19 protein-coding genes are annotated in these 20,045 nt (G+C 69.6%); 7 read left to right on the forward strand and 12 right to left on the reverse strand.

Annotation, left to right across the window (positions count from 1 at the left end):
- Positions 1-222: 222 nt before the first annotated feature.
- The 6 genes from ACSMXX_RS02090 to ACSMXX_RS02115 all read right to left on the reverse strand — a co-directional run bounded on the left by ACSMXX_RS02090 (position 223) and on the right by ACSMXX_RS02115 (position 5,202).
- Positions 223-966, reverse strand: coding sequence for a sulfite exporter TauE/SafE family protein (locus ACSMXX_RS02090; protein WP_473184595.1), 744 nt, complete (start codon positions 964-966; stop codon positions 223-225).
- 112 nt (positions 967-1,078) lie between these two features.
- Positions 1,079-1,909 carry an MBL fold metallo-hydrolase gene (locus ACSMXX_RS02095; protein ID WP_473182301.1) on the reverse strand — a complete coding sequence of 277 codons (831 nt, stop codon included), beginning with the start codon at positions 1,907-1,909 and terminating at the stop codon, positions 1,079-1,081.
- A gap of 3 nt (positions 1,910-1,912) precedes the next feature.
- Positions 1,913-2,248, reverse strand: coding sequence for a DUF3870 domain-containing protein (locus tag ACSMXX_RS02100; RefSeq protein ID WP_473182302.1), 336 nt, complete (start codon positions 2,246-2,248; stop codon positions 1,913-1,915).
- Positions 2,249-2,298: 50 nt separating this feature from the next.
- Positions 2,299-3,552 (reverse strand): MFS transporter, encoded by a 1,254-nt coding sequence (locus ACSMXX_RS02105; protein WP_473182303.1) that lies wholly within the window; start codon positions 3,550-3,552, stop codon positions 2,299-2,301.
- Between the two features lie 4 nt (positions 3,553-3,556).
- Entirely contained in the window at positions 3,557-4,024 is a 468-nt protein-coding gene (locus tag ACSMXX_RS02110; protein ID WP_473182304.1) for a cupin domain-containing protein, read from the reverse strand.
- A gap of 188 nt (positions 4,025-4,212) precedes the next feature.
- A complete protein-coding gene (locus ACSMXX_RS02115) occupies positions 4,213-5,202 on the reverse strand; it encodes a quinone oxidoreductase family protein (RefSeq protein ID WP_473182305.1) in 990 nt (329 codons plus the stop codon).
- Positions 5,203-5,295: 93 nt separating this feature from the next.
- Here ACSMXX_RS02115 and ACSMXX_RS02120 point away from each other — a divergent pair, with 93 nt between their 5' ends.
- On the forward strand, positions 5,296-5,628 hold the full coding sequence (locus ACSMXX_RS02120; RefSeq protein WP_473182306.1) for an ArsR/SmtB family transcription factor: 333 nt from the start codon (positions 5,296-5,298) through the stop codon (positions 5,626-5,628).
- An 83-nt stretch (positions 5,629-5,711) separates the two neighbouring features.
- Here ACSMXX_RS02120 and ACSMXX_RS02125 read toward each other — a convergent pair whose 3' ends face one another.
- A complete protein-coding gene (locus ACSMXX_RS02125; RefSeq protein WP_473182307.1) occupies positions 5,712-6,701 on the reverse strand; it encodes a hydroxyacid dehydrogenase in 990 nt (329 codons plus the stop codon).
- Between the two features lie 147 nt (positions 6,702-6,848).
- Here ACSMXX_RS02125 and ACSMXX_RS02130 point away from each other — a divergent pair, with 147 nt between their 5' ends.
- Entirely contained in the window at positions 6,849-7,499 is a 651-nt protein-coding gene (locus ACSMXX_RS02130; protein ID WP_473182308.1) for a TetR/AcrR family transcriptional regulator, read from the forward strand.
- Between the two features lie 15 nt (positions 7,500-7,514).
- Here the strand turns inward: ACSMXX_RS02130 and ACSMXX_RS02135 are convergent, their stop codons facing one another.
- Positions 7,515-7,979: a hypothetical protein gene (locus ACSMXX_RS02135; protein WP_473182309.1), complete on the reverse strand. Its 465-nt coding sequence runs from the start codon at positions 7,977-7,979 to the stop codon at positions 7,515-7,517.
- Entirely contained in the window at positions 7,976-9,463 is a 1,488-nt protein-coding gene (locus tag ACSMXX_RS02140; protein ID WP_473182310.1) for an FAD-dependent monooxygenase, read from the reverse strand. The genes ACSMXX_RS02135 and ACSMXX_RS02140 overlap by 4 nt, the downstream gene beginning before the upstream one ends.
- A 380-nt stretch (positions 9,464-9,843) precedes the next feature.
- On the opposite strand from ACSMXX_RS02140, the gene ACSMXX_RS02145 reads away from it, so the two are divergent.
- Positions 9,844-11,067: a CehA/McbA family metallohydrolase gene (locus tag ACSMXX_RS02145; protein WP_473182311.1), complete on the forward strand. Its 1,224-nt coding sequence runs from the start codon at positions 9,844-9,846 to the stop codon at positions 11,065-11,067.
- A 65-nt stretch (positions 11,068-11,132) separates the two neighbouring features.
- Here the strand turns inward: ACSMXX_RS02145 and ACSMXX_RS02150 are convergent, their stop codons facing one another.
- Positions 11,133-11,813 (reverse strand): DNA alkylation repair protein, encoded by a 681-nt coding sequence (locus ACSMXX_RS02150; protein ID WP_473182312.1) that lies wholly within the window; start codon positions 11,811-11,813, stop codon positions 11,133-11,135.
- A gap of 246 nt (positions 11,814-12,059) precedes the next feature.
- Between ACSMXX_RS02150 and ACSMXX_RS02155 the strand changes: the two genes are divergently transcribed.
- The 4 genes from ACSMXX_RS02155 (at position 12,060) to ACSMXX_RS02170 (ending at position 15,803) form a co-directional block, all read left to right on the forward strand.
- A complete protein-coding gene (locus tag ACSMXX_RS02155; RefSeq protein WP_473182313.1) occupies positions 12,060-12,281 on the forward strand; it encodes a hypothetical protein in 222 nt (73 codons plus the stop codon).
- Positions 12,278-13,012 (forward strand): 4'-phosphopantetheinyl transferase family protein, encoded by a 735-nt coding sequence (locus tag ACSMXX_RS02160; RefSeq protein ID WP_473182314.1) that lies wholly within the window; start codon positions 12,278-12,280, stop codon positions 13,010-13,012. The genes ACSMXX_RS02155 and ACSMXX_RS02160 overlap by 4 nt, the downstream gene beginning before the upstream one ends.
- A gap of 118 nt (positions 13,013-13,130) precedes the next feature.
- Positions 13,131-15,260, forward strand: coding sequence for a beta-glucosidase (locus ACSMXX_RS02165; protein ID WP_473182315.1), 2,130 nt, complete (start codon positions 13,131-13,133; stop codon positions 15,258-15,260).
- 246 nt (positions 15,261-15,506) lie between these two features.
- A complete protein-coding gene (locus ACSMXX_RS02170) occupies positions 15,507-15,803 on the forward strand; it encodes a hypothetical protein (protein WP_473182316.1) in 297 nt (98 codons plus the stop codon).
- Positions 15,804-15,966: 163 nt separating this feature from the next.
- On the opposite strand, the gene ACSMXX_RS02175 is transcribed toward ACSMXX_RS02170, so the two are convergent.
- The gene (locus ACSMXX_RS02175; protein ID WP_473182317.1) at positions 15,967-18,036 is read right to left on the reverse strand and encodes a LamG domain-containing protein; all 2,070 of its coding nucleotides are present in this window, start codon (positions 18,034-18,036) and stop codon (positions 15,967-15,969) included.
- 347 nt (positions 18,037-18,383) lie between these two features.
- Entirely contained in the window at positions 18,384-19,886 is a 1,503-nt protein-coding gene (locus tag ACSMXX_RS02180; protein ID WP_473182318.1) for a hypothetical protein, read from the reverse strand.
- Positions 19,887-20,045 lie beyond the last annotated feature (159 nt).

A 20,045-nucleotide genomic window follows, 5' to 3' on the forward strand; every position in this document is an offset into this window, starting at 1 on the left:
TGGGGTGCTGCATCCATGCATCGATGACCGGCACAGGCTCCCTCTCTCTCCTTACGCCGCCGGCCGTACCGCGCCGGAGCGGCTGTGCGAACGCAGTGATCTCGATGGGCGCACTGACCCCCGCCCTCGATCTGAGCATGCTGCCGGCCGGGACCTTACCGGCCCGTGCCGTTGCGCTTCTCCCAACGCAAGCGGCCACTGGACGGACCTGGAGCAATCTGATCAATCCAGCACCAGCAGAGGAATCGCGGCGAGGCCAACCAGCACGAGGAAGCCGCGCAGCACCATCGGCGGCAGCCGACGGCCCAGCCGTGCCCCGAGTACGCCACCCAGGAGCGATCCGGCGGCAAGCAGGGCCGACGGCAGCCACGCCACGTCCACGACGGCCAGGAACAAGGACGCGGCGACGAGATTGACCAGCAGAGACAGCACATTTCGTGCGGCATTCAGCCGCTGCAGGCCGTCGTCGAGGGCCAGCCCCATCAAGGCGATCGCCAGCACGCCTTGCGCCGCCCCGAAGTAGCCGCCGTAGACACCCACCCCGTAGATGCCCAACCAGAGCAGTACGCCCCCGTGCACCGCGACCCTCCGTCGACGGGCCAGCCGGGCGGCCAACTTGGGCTGCACCAGGACCAACGCACCGGCGAGCACGATCAATGCCGGGACGACAGCCGCGAAAGCCGCCGCGGGAAGCAGCAGGAGCAGAACTCCGCCCGTGACACCGCCCAGGACCGAAGCAGTTCCGAGCCGAATCAACCGGCCCCGCTGGCCCGCAAGTTCGCGCCGATAGCCGTACGCGCCGGAGAAGGCCCCGGAAAGCAGGCCAAGAGTGCAGGAGACGTTCGCCGTGACCGGCGGGTAGCCGACCGCGAGCAGCACCGGGAAAGCGATCAGCGTTCCCGAACCGACAGCGGCGTTGACCGTCCCGGCGACGATTCCCGCTGCGAAAACCGCCACTGACTCCAGTCCAGTCACAGCGCCCCCTGTCGATGCTACGGAAAACGTAGCAGCGGCGTCCCCGATTGAACCACGGAGACCGGAGTGCTGTCGCGCACACTGTCGCCGGGCGGGAGGACTGTCACGTGCCGGGGATGACGTCGCCGGTGATTCTGGCGACGTACCGGCCTCCTTCGATCACACCGGGATCGTCGTGCGCGGGCACGATGAAGCGGTAGCGGAGCGCGTGCTTGATTGCGCCGATCTCATGCAGCACCGAAGTGGTGAAGTTGTTGCTGAGTGCGGGGTCGTCAGCAACCAGCGCAGATGGCTGCACGCCCGCGGTGAACGTGCCGGCCGGCTGGTTCCGCAGCGCGCCCTCGACGTCGTAGAACAGGTCGCCGCACAGATACGCCTCGCCTTCTTCGGTCGGCACCACGATTCCGATCGAGCCCGGGGTGTGCCCGCCGGAGAGCCGGCAGACGATTCCAGGCAGCACCTCCTGCGGTCCGGACTGCTCAAGGTCGAGGAACCGGATCGCGCCCGGCGTATAGACGCGGTCGATCAGGTGATGGACGTCCTCCCGCGCGTATGCCCGGCCCTGGATCCCGGTGCACGCGCTGCCGAGTTCACTGCGATTGACCACCACGGGAACGGTCATCGGCACCTTGTCCAAGTGACCGGCGTGGTCACGGTGCAGATGCGTCATGATCACGCAGCCGAGGTCCGCCGGCTCGATCCCGTGTTTGGCCAGCTGCTCCTCGAATCCCTGCCCGGGTGCCACCGTGCCTCCGGCACCGAGCACGGACACATCCCTGTAGCCGGCGTCGACCAGCACTGGAGCCGGACCACCGAGCACCAGGAAGCCTTGGGCCGGTACGTCGATGACCTTCCCGGGACTGATGCCGCGCAGCCGCATCGATTCGTCGATGGTGACTGAGCCAAAGTTGAGGCGGCGGACTTCGTAGAACACCGGTCAGTCCTCCGGCCTGTGGTGGGCCCGGTAAGCGGCGTAGCGACGCCACGCGTCGATCACCGCCTGCTTGATGGCACCCGCGCCGTGACCGAGGTAGTCGCTGTCGATCCGGGCGGTGACGGCGGAGATGTCCTGTCCGAAGTCGACGCCGAGCAGCAGTTCGGCGACCCATCTGCGGACCAGGGCCGTGACGGCGGTCGAGTCGACATCCGTCACCGTCCCGGTGCCGCGTTCGATCCGCAGGGTGATCGAGAGGTACTCATGGGCACTTCGCGACGCCGACGTCGCGGGCACCTTCGCGTAGCCCACCACGATCATGCTGTCCGCCAGGTCCACGAGGTCAGCCTGCCATCGGCCATCCGCCCGGTCGACAACTGCAGTGAGGCTCATGTCGTCACCACCGCCGGGGCGGTCGCCGGTGCCGGGCCGGTCGTACGGGCCAGGCTCAGGCAGACCGCGGCCAGGATGAGCGATGCGACCATGGCGACCAGCCCGGGTGTGAACGAGCCGGTGATGCCGATCAGCCAGCCGATCAGGATCGGACCGAGGAAACCGGACAGTTGCGTGCCCATGTTGATGAAGCCGAGCCACAGCCCGACCTCGTGCGGCCTGACGATGTCCATCGGCACCGACCAGAAGGGCCCCAGTCCGGCGTAGAGGAAGAAGCCGGAGGCAGTCAGCATCGTTCCGGCGAGGTTGGCCGAGGGCGCCAGTGCGGTGCCGGCGATGCAGGCAGCCGTCGCCAGGTACGTCCCGGAGATGAACCGCCGCCTGACATGGTTGAACCGCCGTTCGCAGATCACCGCGCCGAGGACGAGACCGATGGTGCCGGCGATGTACGGCGACGTGGCGAACACCCCGGCCATGGACAGATCGAGACCGCGGTACTCGATGAGGTACGTCGGCAGCCAGCCCATCAGTCCGTAGAGCACGAAACCGAAGAAGAAGAACGCGGCGAACGTCAACCAGATGTGCGGCACCCACCAGTTCCGCTTGGTGGCCGGCGCCACTGACACGGAGCGGGGCTGCGTGACGTTGCGGCGCTCGGGGGTGTCGCGCAGCAACAGCAGCACTGCCAGCAGTGTCAGCACCCCCGGCACGACCGTCAGGTAGAAGACCCATCGCCAGCCGAGCGACGAGACGATGGGAAACGCGACGAGCGGAGCGAGCGCAGGGCCCAGCGTCAGGGCCGTCAGCATGAGCGCCAGCGGCTGTGAGCGCCGTCCCTTCCCGAACCAGTTCGACAGCATCCGCCACAGCGGCGGCGGGTGGACACCCTCCCCCGCACCCATCAGGAAGCGCACGGCGACGAGTGCCGCGACGCTGCCGGCCACGACGCCCGTCAGGACGCTGAACACCGTCCACCAGGCGATGGCGGCGGCGATGAGGCGGCGCTGCCCGAACCGTTCGCACAGGATGCCGGCGGGCACCAGCACCGCCGTGTAGCTCAGGAACAGTGCACCCGTCACGAGGCCGCCGGTCGCCGGAGTCAGGTGCAGCTCCTTCGACATGAACGGCAAGGCGGCGGCGATCGCGACCCGGTCGAAGTACGACACGAGCAATGTCAGCCACAGGACACCGAGAACGACCCAGCGGTAGCCGGACTTCGCCGGTCCCGCCGACCCGAGCAGTTCCGACATGACGTCACCCCGCCTTCCGCTCGGCGACCGACTGGTCGAACGCCGAGTCGTCCGGAAGGAACTCGTTCGCCGGCGAGCCGAGGAATGCGGGTATCTCGTCCGCACGGTGCAGGCCGACCGCGAAGCGCTCGACCAGCGGATCGGCGTGCAGGCCGGGACTGTGCACCTCGATCAGCGTGCACTCGGCGCGGGACTTGTTCCACGACCAGTGGATCCGGCCGGCCGGCACCCGGAGGAAGTCACCGGCACTCAGATGGAACGCGTCCTCCTCGACGAACACCCAAAGTTCGCCGCCCTGCAGCAGGTTCAGCTGCTCGCAGTCGTGGACGTGCGGACGGGAGTGGTACCCGCCCGGACGCGTGGCGATCATCAACGAGGACGAGTTGCCGTACACGACCTTGGTCGTGAACGACGTGTCCCCCATGTCGGCCGTCTGCTCGGGAACAGACCGGCCGGAGGCGTAGATGGACACGAGACCTCCCGGGACGCGCGGAAGCGCATCCGCCCGGCGGCGCTGGTGCGACGCCTCTCAAGGGAGATCACGTGATCAGTGATGTGAGTGGCGCGAGCGCTGAAGGCTCGCCATCGTTCACATCCTCGACGGGGTCTGTTGATTGGCACGAAACGTAGCTCCCGCTCACCGGCGGCGCAAGAGCCCGGTCAGGAGACCCGCCAGGGCCTGACCACGTACTTGCCCCGGCCGTGGCCTTCGGCCAGGAGCTGATGTACGGCACGTACCTCCTCCAGCGAGCCGATCTTGGTGACGGGCATGTCAACGGTGCCGTCCGCGAGCATGTCGAGCACCTGCCGCAACGCTGTTGCCGCGCGTTCGGGCGCGGCGGCAGCGAGCCGGCTGATGCTGAAGCCTCCGATCGAGACGTTGCCGCCGATGAGATGCCGCAGCGACGGCAGCTCGCCGGGCGCGTCTCCGGCGGTGTTGCCGAACAGGACGATCCGGCCGCCCGGCGCCAGAACCGTCAGGTCCGCGTCGAGTTGTGCGGTGCCGAAGGGGTCCAGGACGACGTCGACGCCGTCGGGGGCGGCGGCCCGCACTGCCACGGCGAGTTCACCGCTTCTGACTGCGGCGACGTCGTAGCCGAGGTTCTTGGCCGCTGCCACCTTCTCGGCGCTGCCGACAGTGCCGATCAGCGTCCCGCCACCAAGTGCGGACACGAACCGGGCGACAGCGCTGCCCACGCCGCCGCTGGCCGAGTGCACCAGCACGGTCTCCCCGGGCCGGAAGCGTCCGGCCTCGGTCAGCAGCAGCATGGCGGTGGCCAGCGCCCCCGGCGCGGCTGCCGCGACCGGCAGCGCAACACCGTCCGGCACCGGCACCGCGAGCGCGGCCGGGACGAGGGCAACCTCCGCCAGGCCGCCGTTGACGGTGAGCGCGGCAACTCGCCGTCCAGGTTCCAGCGGCACGCCGGCGCCGGCCTCGCGCACTGCACCGGCGACCTCCAGCCCCGGTACGTGCGGCCATGTCCGCACGTACCCGGCGTCGCCGCGGCGGGCCATGATGTCGAGGAAATTGATCCCTGCCCAGGTGACGTCGATGGTCACCTCCCCCGGACCGGGCCGTGGCGCGTCGACCTCACGCACCTCGGTGCGGTCGGGGCCGGCCGAGGGTTCGGTCATGACGAGTGCGCGCATCGTGGACTCCTTGGTTGTACGACGTACCACGTACGTCGTACATGTATGATAGCAGCGTCGTACGACGAACGTCGAACCTCGAAGGGATGCCCGATGGCCCGCTCACAGCGTCGCCGTGCATCGCTGGTGCACCCCGACACCGGCGAACTCGACCTGCTCGACGTGCTGCATGCCCTGTCCGACCAGACCCGGATGACGATCGTGCGGACACTGCGAGCGGATCCGGAGCGAGCCTGCGGTACGTTCCCGGTCGATGTCGCTCCGTCGACGCTCACCCACCACTTCCGCATCCTGCGCGAGGCCGGCGTGATCCGTCAGCGCGAGGACGGCAACCGCCGCTGGACCACGCTGCGCGCCGAGGACCTGGAGGCGCGCTTCCCGGGCCTGATCGACGCCGTCGTCACCACCTATGAACGTCAGGCCTGATCCCCCGTCAGCAGCGACCCATCGCCCGCCCCGGGATTCCTTTGCGTGGTTCCTTCGTAGAAGCCGAGAACTTGATCGCGCGCTCAGGCCAGACGGTCGTACGTCGATGCGTGGATCTCGTGGACCAGCGGCAGCCCCCGGACGTAGCGCTCGATCTCCTCGACCACGATCGTGCCCTGGAGCCGCCGGGAGTGATGAGTGGCGCCCGCGATGTGCGGGGTGAGGACGACGTTCGGCAGGCCCCACAACTCACTGTCGCCGGGCAGCGGTTCGACGTCGAAGACGTCGAGGGCGGCACTGAGCCGACCCTCGCGCAGCAAGCCGGTGAGTGCCACGGTGTCCAGGAGCGCGGAGCGGGCGGTGTTCACCAGGATGCCCCCGTCCGGAATCATGGCGAGCCGTTCGGCGCTGAGCATGCCGCGTGTCTCGTCGGTGACGGGAGCGTGCAGCGCGATGACGGGGCAGGTGCGCAGCACGGACTCCAACGGCGCGGCCTCCACGCCCAGTTGCCCGGCTTCCTCGGCCGAGAGGTACGGGTCGAAGACGGCTACGGTGGCGCCGAGCGCACGGACCAGTTCGATATAGACGCGGCCGACCCGGCCGGCGCCGATCACCCCGACGCGGGTGCCCGCCACCGTACGGCCCAGGCCGAACGACTGCGCCTGCTGCCAATCATGCTGCCGGCGCATCGCCTGGTCGACGCCGTGCAGGGAGCGCAACAGGCCGAGAGTGAAATACAGGGCCGTCTCGGCGACCGACCGCGCCATGCCGGCGGATGCGTGCGTGAGGCGGATGCCCTCTCCCAGCAGCGACTTGGGCACGAGGTGGCGTACGGTCCCCGCGCTGTGAGCGATGAACCGGATCCGGCCCGCATCCGCTCCGTGCACCGGCAGCGGGGCGGAACCCCAGCCGGTCACAAGGATGTCGGCCTCCAGCCGTGCCGCCGCGTCCGCGCCCGGGGTGGTACGGGTGAGGGTGCCCAGCGCGGCCAGCCTGTCGAGCAACGCCTCGTCGAACAACGTCACTTCGAGCGAGTGTGCCACGTCGAGAACGATCGCCGGCTTTCCGGTCATACGGTGAATTTCTCCTCGTCGGCGTCGCAGCAAAGGAGGGCGGCCCTCTGGCTCACCTCGCCACCGCCACGTCCTCGCTACGGGCCTGACAGGGTGCACCCATAGTACTATCGCGGTAGTGAATCGGGGAACGGAGAGGATCGTCGCGTGCCACCGAGCAACCAGCAGCGGCGCAACGACATTGCCGACGCCGCCATCGAGATCGTGCAGCGCGACGGCCTGCACGGACTCTCGCATCGCGCGGTGGACGAAGAGGCCGAAGTGCCGCGGGGGACGACGTCCAACTACTTCCGTTCCCGTGAGGCGTTGCTCGGAGCGACCGCTCAGCGGATCGTTGAACTCCACTTCGCGCTGATCGAGGAACTACGGGCACAGCACACAGGGAAGCCGGGAAACACAGGCACGATCGACCTCTTGAGTACCGTCGTCGATCAGGCGCTCAGCCGCTTTCCCGGGCGCTACCTCACGATGTTCGAGCTGTCACTGGAGAGCACCCGCAGGCCCGGACTGCGGCGGGAGTTCGCCCGTATCGCCGACGAATCGATGAAGCTCACCGAGGAGGCACACGCGGACGACGGCAACGGGCCGTCGCGGCAGGATGTCGAGCTCCTCAACGCCTTCTACAACGGCGTGCTGTTCACGTCCCTGGTGATGCCGCAGACCCTCGGAGGGCGGAGCCCCGGCGAAATCACCCGCGCCATGCTCGGAAAGGTCCTGGACACCAAGGTCCTGGACACCGAGCCGCCGACCGCCACTCCGGCGCGTCCGGCGCGCCAAGGGCGCAAGATGGCCGGCTGAACCTGTCCGAGGCCGTCATACGGAACGGTCGGGCCTTGTTCTTCTGCCACCGGCAAGTGCTGTGACATGGGCCGCAACGCACACTGCATGGACCAGCACGAGCGCCACCAGGTTCGTCGCAGGCAGGTGCATGGACGCCATCGCTCCCATGTAGGTGAGATCAACCGCCGCCAGTGTGCTGTGGGCGAGCACTGCCCATCCGTGCCAGACCCGGCTCGGTGTACGGAGACCGGAGACGACCAGACCCGTACCGATGACCGCGATGAGGAGTCCGGACTCGACGAATCCGACGACGTACGGCTGCCCCTCGAGCGCCCTGCCGAACGGTCCCCTGCCGTCCGTGTGGCCCTGGTTGGCGATGACGCTGACGAACACACCGACAACCATGAAGAAGGAGCCGTCGACCAGCAGGAGCACTCTCGTCCACGGGATGCGGGTCCGGCCCTCCGCCCCGGAGACCATTGCGCGGCCGAGCGTCATGTCGCGACCGGCCGAGTGCCGCACCACTCGGCGAGGGCCCCGTCCACGGCGTCCGCCAGACCGCCGGACGCGTCGTCCCTCGCCCACGCGATGTAGCCGTCCGGACGGACCAGGAGCACCTGCGGGTGCGCGACCCCGCCGGCCTCCTCGGATCCTCCTGTGAGGGTGTCGACATGATCGCTGTAGTGGGCCTTTGCGACTTCGGCGGCGGCACCGGAGGGGGTGCGGTCGATCAACACGAACCGGCCGGAGCGGAGAGCCTCGGCCAGCCGAACACCTTGCACCGCTGTCTCCGGTGCACGCTTGCCGACCAGCTTGTGCGGCCTGTCTCCGTGAGGAGCGTACGAGAAGCCGATGCCCGACAGGAACGACCGCGGCACCCGCTGCACCGCCTCGATCCCGAAGGCCGTCCGCATCGCGACCCGCGCGAGGCTCTGAGCGAGTTTCGACTTCACCATGACAAGCCGGAACATACGGTCGGTGATCTTCAAGACCTGGTCCCCGACCGGATGGCGTTCGGACTCGTAGGTGTCCAGAAGCCACGACGGTGCTGTTCCCCGCATCGTGGCGGCGAGCTTCCAGCCGAGGTTCATGGCGTCGCCTATCCCGGTGTTCATGCCCTGTGCCCCCGCCGGGGAATGCACGTGGGCGGCATCCCCGGCGAGCAGGACCCGGCCGAACCTGTAGTGCTCCGCTTGTCGACGCTCACTGTGAAACCGCATGGCCCACCGCATTTCGGTCATGCCGTAGTCGGTTCCCGCGATCTGCCGACTTGCCTCACGGACCTCGTCCAGCGTGAGCGGCTGATCTGTGGATGCCACTCCGTGCCGGAACGAGATGGAGCGGTGGTAGCCGTCGCCGAATGGGATGAGCAACTGGATTCCGGCCTCGTTCGTGCGACCGAAGACGAACTCGTGGGGCGGACTTGCGAGACGGACGTCCGCGAGGGCCAGGTGGACGTCGTACTGATCGCCGATGAACCGCGCTCCCAGCCGGTCCCGAACCGCGCTGTGTGCACCGTCGCAGCCCACCACGTACGAGGCACGCTCTGTCCTGGCGCCTCCCGGACCCTCGATCCGGACATCGGCGCCATCGTCGTCCTGGGAGATGCCGATCACCTCGGCCCCCCGCTCGATCTCCACTCCGAGCTCGCGGCACCTGCGTTCCAGCACCGCTTCAGTTCCGCTCTGAGGCACGATCAGCATGAAGTTGTAGCGACTGTCGAGCTGCGTGAAGTCGATGAACACGTCTACGTTGACCTGCGCCTTCGGTACCTTGTTGCCCTTCGAGATCACCTCGTCGGCAAGCCCTCGCGCGTCCAGATGCTCCAACGTCCGCGCGCTCACTCCGAACGCACGGGTGATGTTCGGCGCCCCGCTGCGCTTTTCCAGCACGGTGCATCGGACTCCACCCAGCGCCAACTCCGCCGCGAGCGCCAGGCCGGTCGGCCCGGCGCCGACAACGATGACTCGCTCATCACTCATGCCACGTCCTCGTTTCCCGGGCGCGGATCTCTCGACGATGCCGGCGCCCTGAAGATCTCCCAGGTACCACTACAACACTACTACTACGACTCTAGTGAAACGAAAGACTGATGCGCTGACCCTGCGCACTGGGGCAGCCGTCCTGATCGGTTTGCCCAGTCCCGGGCTCGGATGCGGAGGCCCGCTGCCTGGACGGGAGCAGGGCTGAGGGCCCGGTTCAAGCGGTGGGTCTGCTGTCTCGCGTCGGGCAACTCCCGGGCCGCTGCCCGCAGTTGGGACGCGGCACGCGGGGGCCCGGACGCGTTCCGAAGAGAACCGTTCAACTATCCGTCGTGCGCGGGGTACTGACGGGTACACCCGCTCTGCGCTAAATACCTCGCATGACGACACACGAGCACCACCACCCCCACACACCCAGCAGACGCTCGATGCTCGCCGGCGCCAGCGGCCTCCTCATCCTCGCCTCGGCGCCGGGCACCGCGAGCGCGGCCAGCACCCGGACCGCCAGATCGTCCGGCATACCGGTCAAGCGCACCGGAGCCGCCCGGGCCTCCCGCCTCACCCAGGGCACCACACTCGTCCATGCCGACATGCACAACCACACCGCCATGTCCGACGGCGACGGCGACCCCGAGCTCGCCTTCGCCTCGTTGCGTGACGCGGGGCTGGACGTCGCCGCCCTCACCGACCATGCCACGTTGCTGTCGGTCGAGGGCCTCAGCTCCGAGGAGTGGGACCGGACGGGCCAGCTCGCCGACGCCGCCAACGACCCCGGGGCCTACACCGCCATCCGCGGCTTCGAGTGGTCCCACCCGCTGCAGGGCCACGCCAACGTCTGGTTCACCGACGACTGGGTCGACCTCGGCGGCGCCGGCAGTCCGGGCTCGCTCTACAGCTGGCTGCAGGGCCGGGAGGCCGTCGCCAGCTTCAACCACCCGGGGCGCGAGTCCGGGATGTTCGACAACTTCAGCTTCTCCGCAGGGGTGTTGGAGAAGATGGTCGGCCTGGAGATGTTCAACCGCGGCGACGACTATCTCTTCGACGGCTGGTCCGACACCGGCCGCTCACCCCTCGTCGCCTGCCTCAACGCCGGCTGGCGCACCGGCCTGACGGGCGTCACCGACGAGCACGGCACCAACTGGGGCTTCCCCGAGGGCAAGGGCCGCAGCGGGCTGTGGGTCACCGAGAACACCCGTACGGCCGTCTTCGAGGCGATGCAGGCCCGGCGTTTCTTCGCAACGCGCGTGTCGGGCCTGCGACTTGACGCAGTGGCGGGCGGCGTCCAGATGGGCGGCACCCTCGGCCTGGCCTCAGGCGACGTCCAGTTCACCGTCGACCTCGACCGCGGCCCCGAGTGGGAGGGCAAGCCCCTCAACGTCCAGGTCCTGCGCCCGGGTTCGGACGCGCCGACCGTCGTGGACGTCATCGAGACCCAGTCCAACCAGCTGACGACGTTCACCGTGCCCCTCAACGCGGCCGACGGGAACTGGATCGTCCTGCGCATCTCCGACCCGGCACAGGCCAACCCGTCCCCGGGGCCCTCGGGCCACGCGTGCAACGACTGGGGCGTGGCGTACTCGAGCCCGTGGTGGCTCCAGGCGTAACCCGCACCGGGGTGGTTGGCCCTGGGGGTCAACCACCCTGCGGGGGCGGGAAGCCGGTCATTGCTTCAGCCCTGCCGGCGCACCATCTCGGTGATCCAGGTGGGCGCGAACGGAGACGTGCAGCTCGGCGACGTCGGGTAGTCCTTGAGCACCTCCAGGCGCTCACCGATGCCGAGGGCACGGGTGCGGTGCTCGGGGTGCTCGATCCCGATCTGAGCCAGGCAGTGGTTCATCGCCCACTGCAGGCGGTCCGGGGCATCCTTCATCTCCGCCTCGATGACGTCGAGCAGTCCCGCGAGGTCGAGGTCCTCGGGCTTCTTCGCCACGCGTTCGGTGGTCAGTGCCCAGCCGGCACTCGCGACCACGGGATCCGGATCGGCGAACCAGGCCAGGCGCAGCTCTTGGGAGTGCGGGTTCTTCTTCACCACGTAGTTCACGAGCCAGTCGTGCACCTTGGGGGTGCGCGCCCCGCGCAACATGACGTCCAACTCGTCGCGCCCGAACGCCTTCGGGCGGCAGATCAGCAACGCCAGCAGTCTCGCGGCGGTGTCATCGGTCTCCCAGAGCCGGCACGCGAGTTCCTGCTGCGTCTTCAGCCGCTTCGCGAGCGCGCGCAGCTTGCCGAGGTTCACACCGTGATCGTCACCGTGCTTCTCGTTCACCTCGCGTGTCTTCGGGTCCTCGAGCTCGGCCAGCTCGGCCATCACCTCGGCCACGGTCGTCTCGGTCAGCGTCGTCTCGGCCATCCGGCCTCCCCTCCACCGCGTGGGAGATTCAGCCTACGACGGAAGGCGGCCTCGTGATCCGCCCGCGCCGTGGTCGAGCTGGTCAAGGGACGGTGCCGGTGTTCCTCGCCGACGGCCGGGCGCCAGCGGTGACCGAATCCTCCGGGTCCTCTGTCTTCCGGTCGGTGTACTGTCCGTCGGGGGTGTCCGTCAGGTGTCCGTCGCCCGTACGACGGGGCTCCTGAGCCGCAGGGGGAAAGCGACTTGATGAAGGGCAAGCTGTTCGCCGTCAGTGATGTTCCCAGGGTCACCTGGCATGACGGGGTGCGCTTCGAGGAGGTCTCCGTCGGTTACCCGCGTGAGTGGCGGGACCGTCCGCCGCGCAGGCCCCTGCGCCAGATCCTTCCCCGGCCGTCGCCGGACGACGGGTCCGCCGCGCAGGCACCGTCCTCCTCCCGGGACGCGCACCCTCTTGGGAACGCGCAGTGATCGGGCGGCTGTTGCCCCGGCAGGTGCGCACCGAGGAGACGTTCGGAAACGGCGACGGCAGCGCGTACGGCGGCCTCTTCCCCGACGAGGCCGCGGTCGTGGCCAAGGCGGTGCCGAAGCGGCAGCGGGAGTTCGCCGACGTACGGGCCTGCGCCAGGGGTGCCCTTGCACAGCTGGGTGTACCGCCCGTGCCGCTGATACCCGGACACCGTGGCGCCCCTCGGTGGCCTGAGGGCGTCATCGGCAGCATGACGCACTGCGACGGGTACCGCGCGGCAGCGGTCGCCCGTGCCGCCGACGCCGCCGGCCTCGGCATCGACGCGGAGCCCGACGGGCCGCTGCCGGAAGGCGTCCTGGACGTCGTCTCCCTGCCCGCGGAGCGCGAACATCTGGGCGCGCTGTCGGCGGCGCATCCCGAAGTGTGCTGGGACCGCCTGCTGTTCAGCGCCAAGGAGAGCGTCTTCAAGGCCTGGTATCCGCTCACCGCGCGTGAACTCGACTTCTCCCAGGCGGAGATCGTCATCGACGCGGTGGCCGGCACGTTCTCCGCGCGGCTTCTGGTCGAGGGCCCCGTACTGGACGGCGAGCGGCTGCGCGGCATGACCGGACGGTGGGAGGCGCAGCGGGGGCTGATCGTCACGGCTGTCCTCCTCGGCACCCGCCGGGCACCCGGCACCGTCACCCGTGAGGCCGCCGGCGCCACGGAGGCGCGGCACACGCCGTCCCGCTGAGCTTCGGGCACTCACCCCGCATTTCTTGACAGGTGCATGGGGATAACCCGGCACATGGACAAGTCCGTGCCAGTCGTCTGTGAGGCCGCTCGGGCGGCGGAAAGGACATGCTGAGGTGATGGGAGCTCCTCGGCCCTTCGTCAGGGTCGCGACGACGCTGGTGTTCTGTGCCGCGCTGACAATGCCGGGCCCCGGCCCGCTCTCCTACGGGGAGACCACCGCGTCCGCCGCCTCTGCGGGCGCGGAGCGGGACCGTCCGTGGACGGACCGATCACTCGGCCCCGAGGACCGTGCCGAACTGCTGCTGAAGGCCATGACCCTTGACGAGAAGGTCCGCATGCTGCACGGCGCCCTCGGCTCCCCCGTGCCCACCACCGGCTACATCGCGCCGATCCGGCGCCTCGGTGTGCCCGGCGTGACGATGACGGACGGCCCCGCCGGCGTACGCAACGGGCAGAAGGCCACCGAACTGCCCGCCCCCATCGCACAGGCCGCCAGCTTCGACACCGAGGTGGCGCGGCAGTACGGGCGGACTCTCGCGCGCGAGGCCCGCGCGAGAGGCCAGATGCAGGTTTTCGGACCGGGCACCAACATCCAGCGCGTTCCCGTGAACGGCCGCAACTTCGAGTACTACAGCGAGGATCCGTATCTCTCGGGCACGATCGCGGGCGCCGACACCACCGGCATCCAGTCCCAGGGCGTCATCGCCACCGTCAAGCACTTCATGGCCAACAACCAGGAGACGGACCGCATGACCGTCTCGGCCGACATCGACGAGCGAACGCTGCACGAGATCTACGGCACGCCCTTCGACCTGGCGATACGTCAGGGCAGGCCGGGCTCCGTGATGTGCTCGTACAACCGCGTCAACACCGTCTACGCCTGCTCCAACGAGCACACCCTGCGCACGATGCTGCGCTCCCGCTTCGGGTTCGACGGTTACGTGGTCTCCGACTACCCCTCCACCCACAGGACTTCGGACCTCGTAGCAGGCCTCAACGTCGAACTGCCGCTCCCCGTCCACGTCAACTCCCTCACCGTCCGCACCGCGCGGCTCGCAGGCGCCGTCCCACAGGAAGCGATCGACCAGCGCGTACGGGAAGTTCTCACCGTCATGTTCAGGTTCGGCCTCTTCGAGCGGGACGGCACCGCAACGTCCCCGATCGACGAGGCGGCGGGAAACGCCGCCGCGCAGCGAGTCGCCGAACGGAGCGCCGTCCTGCTCAAGAACGACGACGCGGCACTCCCCCTGACGGAGTCGGCCGGCAGGATCGCCGTCATCGGCTCCGCCGCTGCCGACTCGGCGCAGGGCGGCGGCAGCAGCAAGGTCGACCCGCTCTCGGAGGACACGGCGCTCGACGCGGTCAAGAAGCGCGCGGGCGGCTCGGCCCACGTCACGTACCACGACGGGGCCGACCCGAGGGCCGCGGCCGAGGCGGCGAGGTCGGCAGACGTGGCCCTCGTATTCGCACACGACGAGGAGGGCGAGGGAGGCGACCGCGCCGGCCTGTCGCTGCCGGGCAACCAGGACGAACTGATCTCGAAGGTGGCCGCAGCCAACCCCGAGACGTCCGTGGTGCTCCAGACCGGCGGCCCCGTGCTGATGCCCTGGCTGCCCCGGGTCAAGAGCGTCCTGGAGACCTGGTACCCGGGCGCACGCGGGGGCGCCGCCACCGCGCGCCTGCTGTGGGGCGACGTGAATCCCTCGGGCAAGCTCCCTCAGACCTTCCCCGCCCGCGAGAACGAGGTGCCCGCGAACACCAGGGCCCAGTACCCGGGCGTGAACGGAACGGCGCACTACACGGAGGGGGTCCACGTCGGCTACCGCTGGTACGACAAGACGGGCACGAAGCCCCTCTTCCCCTTCGGGCACGGCCTGTCCTACAGCGGCTTCAGCTACTCGGACCTGCGCCTGGAGAAGAGCTCCGGCGGGCCAGGCGACCCGGTGAGCCTGTCGTTCACCGTCACCAACACCGGGAAGCGCGCAGGCTCCGAGGCGGCGCAGGTGTACGTCAGCAAGCCGGACACGGGGGCGGCCAGCCCGCCCAGGGAGCTGGCCGGCTACCGGAAGGTGAACCTGGCGGCCGGCGAGAGCAGGCATCTGCGGATCGACGTCGACCCGCGGCAGCTCTCCTACTGGGACACGGGCGCCGACCGCTTCCGGGTACGGCCCGGCGAATACGGCATCGCCGTCGGCTCCTCCTCGCGCGAAGTGCCGCTCAGCACCTCCTACAGGGTCACGGAGTGAGGCGGACGCCTCCTGCCCCCGCACCGCTCCACCGGGCAGGAGGCGCCGGCAACGTCACGGCGGGCCGCGCTCGTCGCGCCCAGCGCCGCGGGGTTTCAGCAGGCCGTAGCCGCAGGAGCACACGGGGTGAGTGGCGGGCGACTGGGCCGCTGGGTCGGCGCTGTCGCGGTGAGGCACAAGGTCCTCACAGAGTTTGAGGGAACCCGGCAGCGCACACGGACGCGCGGGAACCGTACGCTCGGAAGTATGGCTGATCCGAAGAATTCCGAGCCCGACGCCCTGTACGAGGACGCGAACCAAGGCGTGGAGGAAGCGCGCCAGAACGTTCGTGACGCAGCAGCCGGATTGGACAGCTCCCAGCTCGAATCCTCTCTCGACGAGCTGGAGGCCGCCCTGGCCCATCGTGAGGCCGCCCGGCTGCGGTCACAGGACGACGAGTGGCTCCTCACCGCCCTCGGCGCGGCGAACTCGATCGATCCGCAGTTCCACGGCGACCCGAGCGCACGCCGCGACACGGACGACACCGACAAGACGACCCCGTAGGTGAGGCGCCGGGCCTGGCAAGCCCCCGCAGCGCTCCCCCGTGCGCGAGGGGCCAGGATCAGGCTGCCCGCACAGCCGTGAGGCGGCGACGTGCGGCTGCGCCGCCGAGCACCGGCACCGCCGACCGTCGCCTGCCCCGGCGGGAGAGCCGTCCGGACCGAGGTCAGCGGGACTTCCGTGCGAGAGCTCGCGCTTCCGCCGAGGAGACGGCCCGCCCGAAGGCGCGTACGTCGTCGATGGTCCCGTCGACTCCCTGGAAGAACTCGTTGTCCAGCAGCCCCCGGCCGACGGCGAAGTTCCCTTCCGAGTCGAAGTCGTCCTCCCGCTCGACGGTCTCACCGAGGCGGCCGCCGACGTACAGACGGACCTCGTCGTCGGCGTCGTCGTAGACACCCGTCAGATGCGTCCACTCGCCCGGCCGTGGCCGGACCACGAAGACGGACTCGTCGGCGTCCGCATCCTCGTCGTCGGTGTCCTCCTCCGGGATGCGCATCTCCCATTGGGTCTCGTCCGCGTCGTACTGGAGCATGAAGCCGCTGGACTCCGACGCGTCCTGGCTCACCACGGTCTGCGAGACGTCGGTACGGTCCAGCTTGACCCGTGCCGATACCGAGAAGCTGCTGCTCGTGTCGACCAGGGGGCCCTTCGACCCCACGAACTGGTCCCCGGCGAACGCCAGCGCTCCGCCCTTCACAGGGCTCGGACGGGACGTGCCGAAGAGGGTGCCCTCCTTGCCGTTGTCCGAGCTGTCGGGCGTCGTGCCGTCGCCGTCGACCTCGTTGAAGAGCCACTCCACCGTCGCGCCGGCGCCGACGGGCGGGTTGGAGGGCCGAGTCGGGCTGGGCTTCGGCGGAGCGGGCCTGGTCTTGCTCGCAGTGGGGGACGCCGACGCCGTGGGCTTCTGCTTGGTACCAGAAGGGGTGGGGCTCTTCGAGGACGGTGTGGCACCGGCCGGCGGTGCCGGTGCCGGTGCCGATTCCTTGCTCTGCGGCTCTCCCCCGTTGTTGAAGTCCCCGGCGAACGCGAAGGCGGCGGCCACGGCGCAGACACCGGCGACCGCCGACCCTCTCACGACCAGGTCGGCGCGTCTCCGCCCCTTCGTACGCGCACGGGTGCCCGCCGCGCCGACGGCCGCGTGCCGGCCCCTGCCGGCCGGAGCGCTGCCGGACCTGTGGCCTGCGGCCGCGAAGTGGTGGCCGGGCGGCAGGCCTTCGGGAGTCTGGCCGCCCACCGGCAGCGCGGCGGCAGGCAGCGCGGCGGTCGGCATACCGGCGGGCGGCAGGCCGACCGGTGCGGCCGTCCCCGGCATGCTCGGCATGTCCGCGACGACCGGCACGCCGGGCATGTCCCAGCCCGGCACCCCCGGAATGTCCGTGACCGGCACACTCGGCATGTCCGGGCCCGGCACGGCGGGCCCGGACATGAAGTCCTGGGTGAAGCCCTCGTTCGTGCCGCGGGCTGCGTATTCGAGGCCGCCCCACGGCAGGAGCGCCTGCGCCAGCAGTGCGCCGCAGTCGTGCCGCAGGCGCCCCAGGTCGGCGACCGCCTGGGCGCAGCGGGGGCACCGCTCCAGGTGCGGCGCGAGGTCCATGGCGATGTCGAGGGATCTCGCGTCCGCGTAGGCAAGCACCAGGTGGTGGAAGAGACGGCACTCGTGGGCCATCCCGTTCCGGAGGACGTGGACGTACGCGTTGTAGAGCTCCGCCTGTGCATGGCCGGTGAACACGGACACGTCACGGGAGCCCATGCTGATCAGCCGGCCGGTCAGCGCGCTGTCGTCGCGCTCGACCGTCTGGTGCCACAGGGCCGCCTGGCTGCGGCACGGAAGACCGGCGAAGGCGCGCGCCACGAGTGACGGGCGGCGGAACCCCGCCGTCGCGGTGTTCCCCAGCATCACCGGGCCGTTCGTGTCGAACCACGCGGCCAATTCCCGGTTCAGCACGGAGCGTTCGCGCCCTCGCGCCCAGACGGAGGCCGTGCTCAGCACCGAGGAGAGCGCGCAGGGACGTACGGCACCGCTGACGCTGCCGTTCACATGCTGCCGCAGCGCCGCCTCCCACGACTGGTACGCCAGTTCGTCGGCAGCAGGCGGGCGTACGGTGCCGGCTGCCGCGAAGGTCCGTACGGCACGGAAGTGTCGCTGCTCCAGCTCATGGAGCGCCGGGAAGTAGGGCTCTCCCCCCTCCTGTACGAGGCGGAGCAGCTCTGCGTCGGGCAGTCGTACGCAATCCATTCGTCTCCCCCGATCAACTCCCGGCGGTTCACGGCCTCTACAGGGCAAGTCGCGAGATCACTGGGTCACGAGGTCACAAGGCGACTGCTTCAGGTGGGGGCTCGACACCGGGTCCTGTGTCGATTTCATGGGCGGTCGGGTCGTAGTCCAGCGCAAACGAGCCCCGAACGCCATAGCCTGCGCAGCCTGAGGCCGAAGTGAATCGCGTGGGCGAGGGGGTTGGTGACGAGTGATGGCGGTTCGTCCATCGCACCGGTCGACCCGCCGCAGCCCGGCAGGGACTACGCGCGTTGCGTGACCGGACGTGAATCGTCAGCGGGTGGTCAATCGTCACGGGACGTGGACCGTCAGCGGGAGGACCGCACGGTGGCCGGCAAGTAGACCTGATAGCCGTCGAAACGGGATGTGCCGGAGATCGTCCTCTCTTGCCAACTACGGGCGAAAGTGGGGGTTTCCGCGGCCGGTGGCGCGATGACGGCGACGGGCTTCTGCCGTGCGGCGGTTCTCAGTCCGCCGGGGGTGATGCTCGCGTCGGGCCCACCGGTCTGACGGGATGCGCAGCCGGTGTAGAAGGAGAGTTGCACGGCCTGGTCGCCGGACAGCACGCAGGGCGGCCGTACGCCCATACGTTGCAGGTGAGCTGCCGCCTGCGAGAAGTCCCGCCGTGAATCCCGGCTGCCCGCCGCGGCGTTCGCCAGGACGGCCGTCTGCACGGCGACATGACCGGCGAGCGCGACGAGGACGATTCCGGTACGGATTCTGCGGAACCGGCCCTCCCTGTCTGCCGCCGCCCGCCACAGGCATTCGGCGACCGGCAGGGCGAGCAGCGCGTAACCGGGAAGCAGGAAGCGCGGAGCGGCGTAGTCGATCAGGAACAGATACGGCACCGAGATCACGGCTGCCACCACGGCCGGCACCACCGCGACGGCGGCGCGGCGGATCCGGGGCGCGACGACCACGCCGGTCACGGTCAGCGCTGGCAGGGCCAGCAGCCACAGCGCCGTGGGCGGGTGCCGCCAGGGCACGTCGCATGGACGGCACAGCGTGCGCCCGTCCATGCTGCGGATCTGATCGTCCACCGCCATGTGCCACCCCATGCCGCCCTGTATCTCGCTGGCACGGTGCAGCCGCTCCGGCAGGCCGCCGTACCGGACGTACGACTCGATCACCCACTCCGCTGATCCCAGGGCGAGCGCGGCGCCGAGCAGAAGCAGCAGCGCGGGCCGGCGCCACCGGCGCACGGCAAGGCTCACGGCGGTCAGTGCGACCACGAGCCACAGTGCGTCCGGCGGGCGCATGAGCGCCACGAGCACGATGGAGAGAGCCAGACCTGCGAGCGCTGCGCGGTCCGTACGGTCCCGGGCGGCGCGGACGAAGCATCCGGCGGCCGCGAGGGTCCCGAAGGCGCTCCAGAGGTTGGGCATCACCGTGGGGCCGTAGAACAAGGTGATCCACAAGCTCGCGAACAGTGCGCCCGCCGTGAACAGGATGCGAGTCGGTAGGAGCGTCCGCCAGACCCAGAGTGCGGCGAAGAGACCGGCGCCGGACAGCAGCGCCAGGTAGACCCGGACGACGGTGACCGAGGAGGTGAGCGCCGCTGCCGGCGCCGCCAGGAACGAGATTCCGCGGGCGCGGGGAGCGCTGAAGAACGCCGCCGGCAACTCCCCGCTGACCTGGCTGAAGTAGACCGTCTCGTCCCAGCCCATGCCGGATCCGGGCACCACCAGGAGCAGCTGTACGAGGACGAACGACGCGCTGAGGCCCGCCAGCCATGGAAGAGGCCGCGGGCCCCATGTCGCTGAGCGGAACGCGGATATCGGGGCGGTCCGCTGAACCAGGGCTTCGTGCATGGTGAGACCTCGCACCGTCGGGCCGGACCCCCTGCTGCCACGGTCCGCGTGAACGACGGCAGCACCAACTTCAGACGGCCGTTCGAGCGGCAGCGCCCCGGACGGCGGCCCGCCCAAGTCCCGCACTCACACAACGAGATCGCATGAACACTTTGCGTA

This window comes from Streptomyces sp. DSM 116795 (genome assembly GCF_055792905.1).

What these genes read in the sequence shown, in the direction of transcription:
- ACSMXX_RS02165 (WP_473182315.1), top strand. Translation starts at nt 13,131, where the DNA reads ATGGGAGCTCCTCGGCCCTTCGTCAGGGTCGCGACGACGCTGGTGTTC.
- ACSMXX_RS02125 (WP_473182307.1), bottom strand. Translation starts at nt 6,701, where the DNA reads ATGACCGGAAAGCCGGCGATCGTTCTCGACGTGGCACACTCGCTCGAA.
- ACSMXX_RS02150 (WP_473182312.1), bottom strand. Translation starts at nt 11,813, where the DNA reads ATGGCCGAGACGACGCTGACCGAGACGACCGTGGCCGAGGTGATGGCC.
- ACSMXX_RS02115 (WP_473182305.1), bottom strand. Translation starts at nt 5,202, where the DNA reads ATGCGCGCACTCGTCATGACCGAACCCTCGGCCGGCCCCGACCGCACC.
- ACSMXX_RS02140 (WP_473182310.1), bottom strand. Translation starts at nt 9,463, where the DNA reads ATGAGTGATGAGCGAGTCATCGTTGTCGGCGCCGGGCCGACCGGCCTG.
- ACSMXX_RS02170 (WP_473182316.1), top strand. Translation starts at nt 15,507, where the DNA reads ATGGCTGATCCGAAGAATTCCGAGCCCGACGCCCTGTACGAGGACGCG.
- ACSMXX_RS02180 (WP_473182318.1), bottom strand. Translation starts at nt 19,886, where the DNA reads ATGCACGAAGCCCTGGTTCAGCGGACCGCCCCGATATCCGCGTTCCGC.
- ACSMXX_RS02105 (WP_473182303.1), bottom strand. Translation starts at nt 3,552, where the DNA reads ATGTCGGAACTGCTCGGGTCGGCGGGACCGGCGAAGTCCGGCTACCGC.
- ACSMXX_RS02135 (WP_473182309.1), bottom strand. Translation starts at nt 7,979, where the DNA reads ATGACGCTCGGCCGCGCAATGGTCTCCGGGGCGGAGGGCCGGACCCGC.
- ACSMXX_RS02145 (WP_473182311.1), top strand. Translation starts at nt 9,844, where the DNA reads ATGACGACACACGAGCACCACCACCCCCACACACCCAGCAGACGCTCG.
- ACSMXX_RS02120 (WP_473182306.1), top strand. Translation starts at nt 5,296, where the DNA reads ATGGCCCGCTCACAGCGTCGCCGTGCATCGCTGGTGCACCCCGACACC.
- ACSMXX_RS02155 (WP_473182313.1), top strand. Translation starts at nt 12,060, where the DNA reads ATGAAGGGCAAGCTGTTCGCCGTCAGTGATGTTCCCAGGGTCACCTGG.
- ACSMXX_RS02175 (WP_473182317.1), bottom strand. Translation starts at nt 18,036, where the DNA reads ATGGATTGCGTACGACTGCCCGACGCAGAGCTGCTCCGCCTCGTACAG.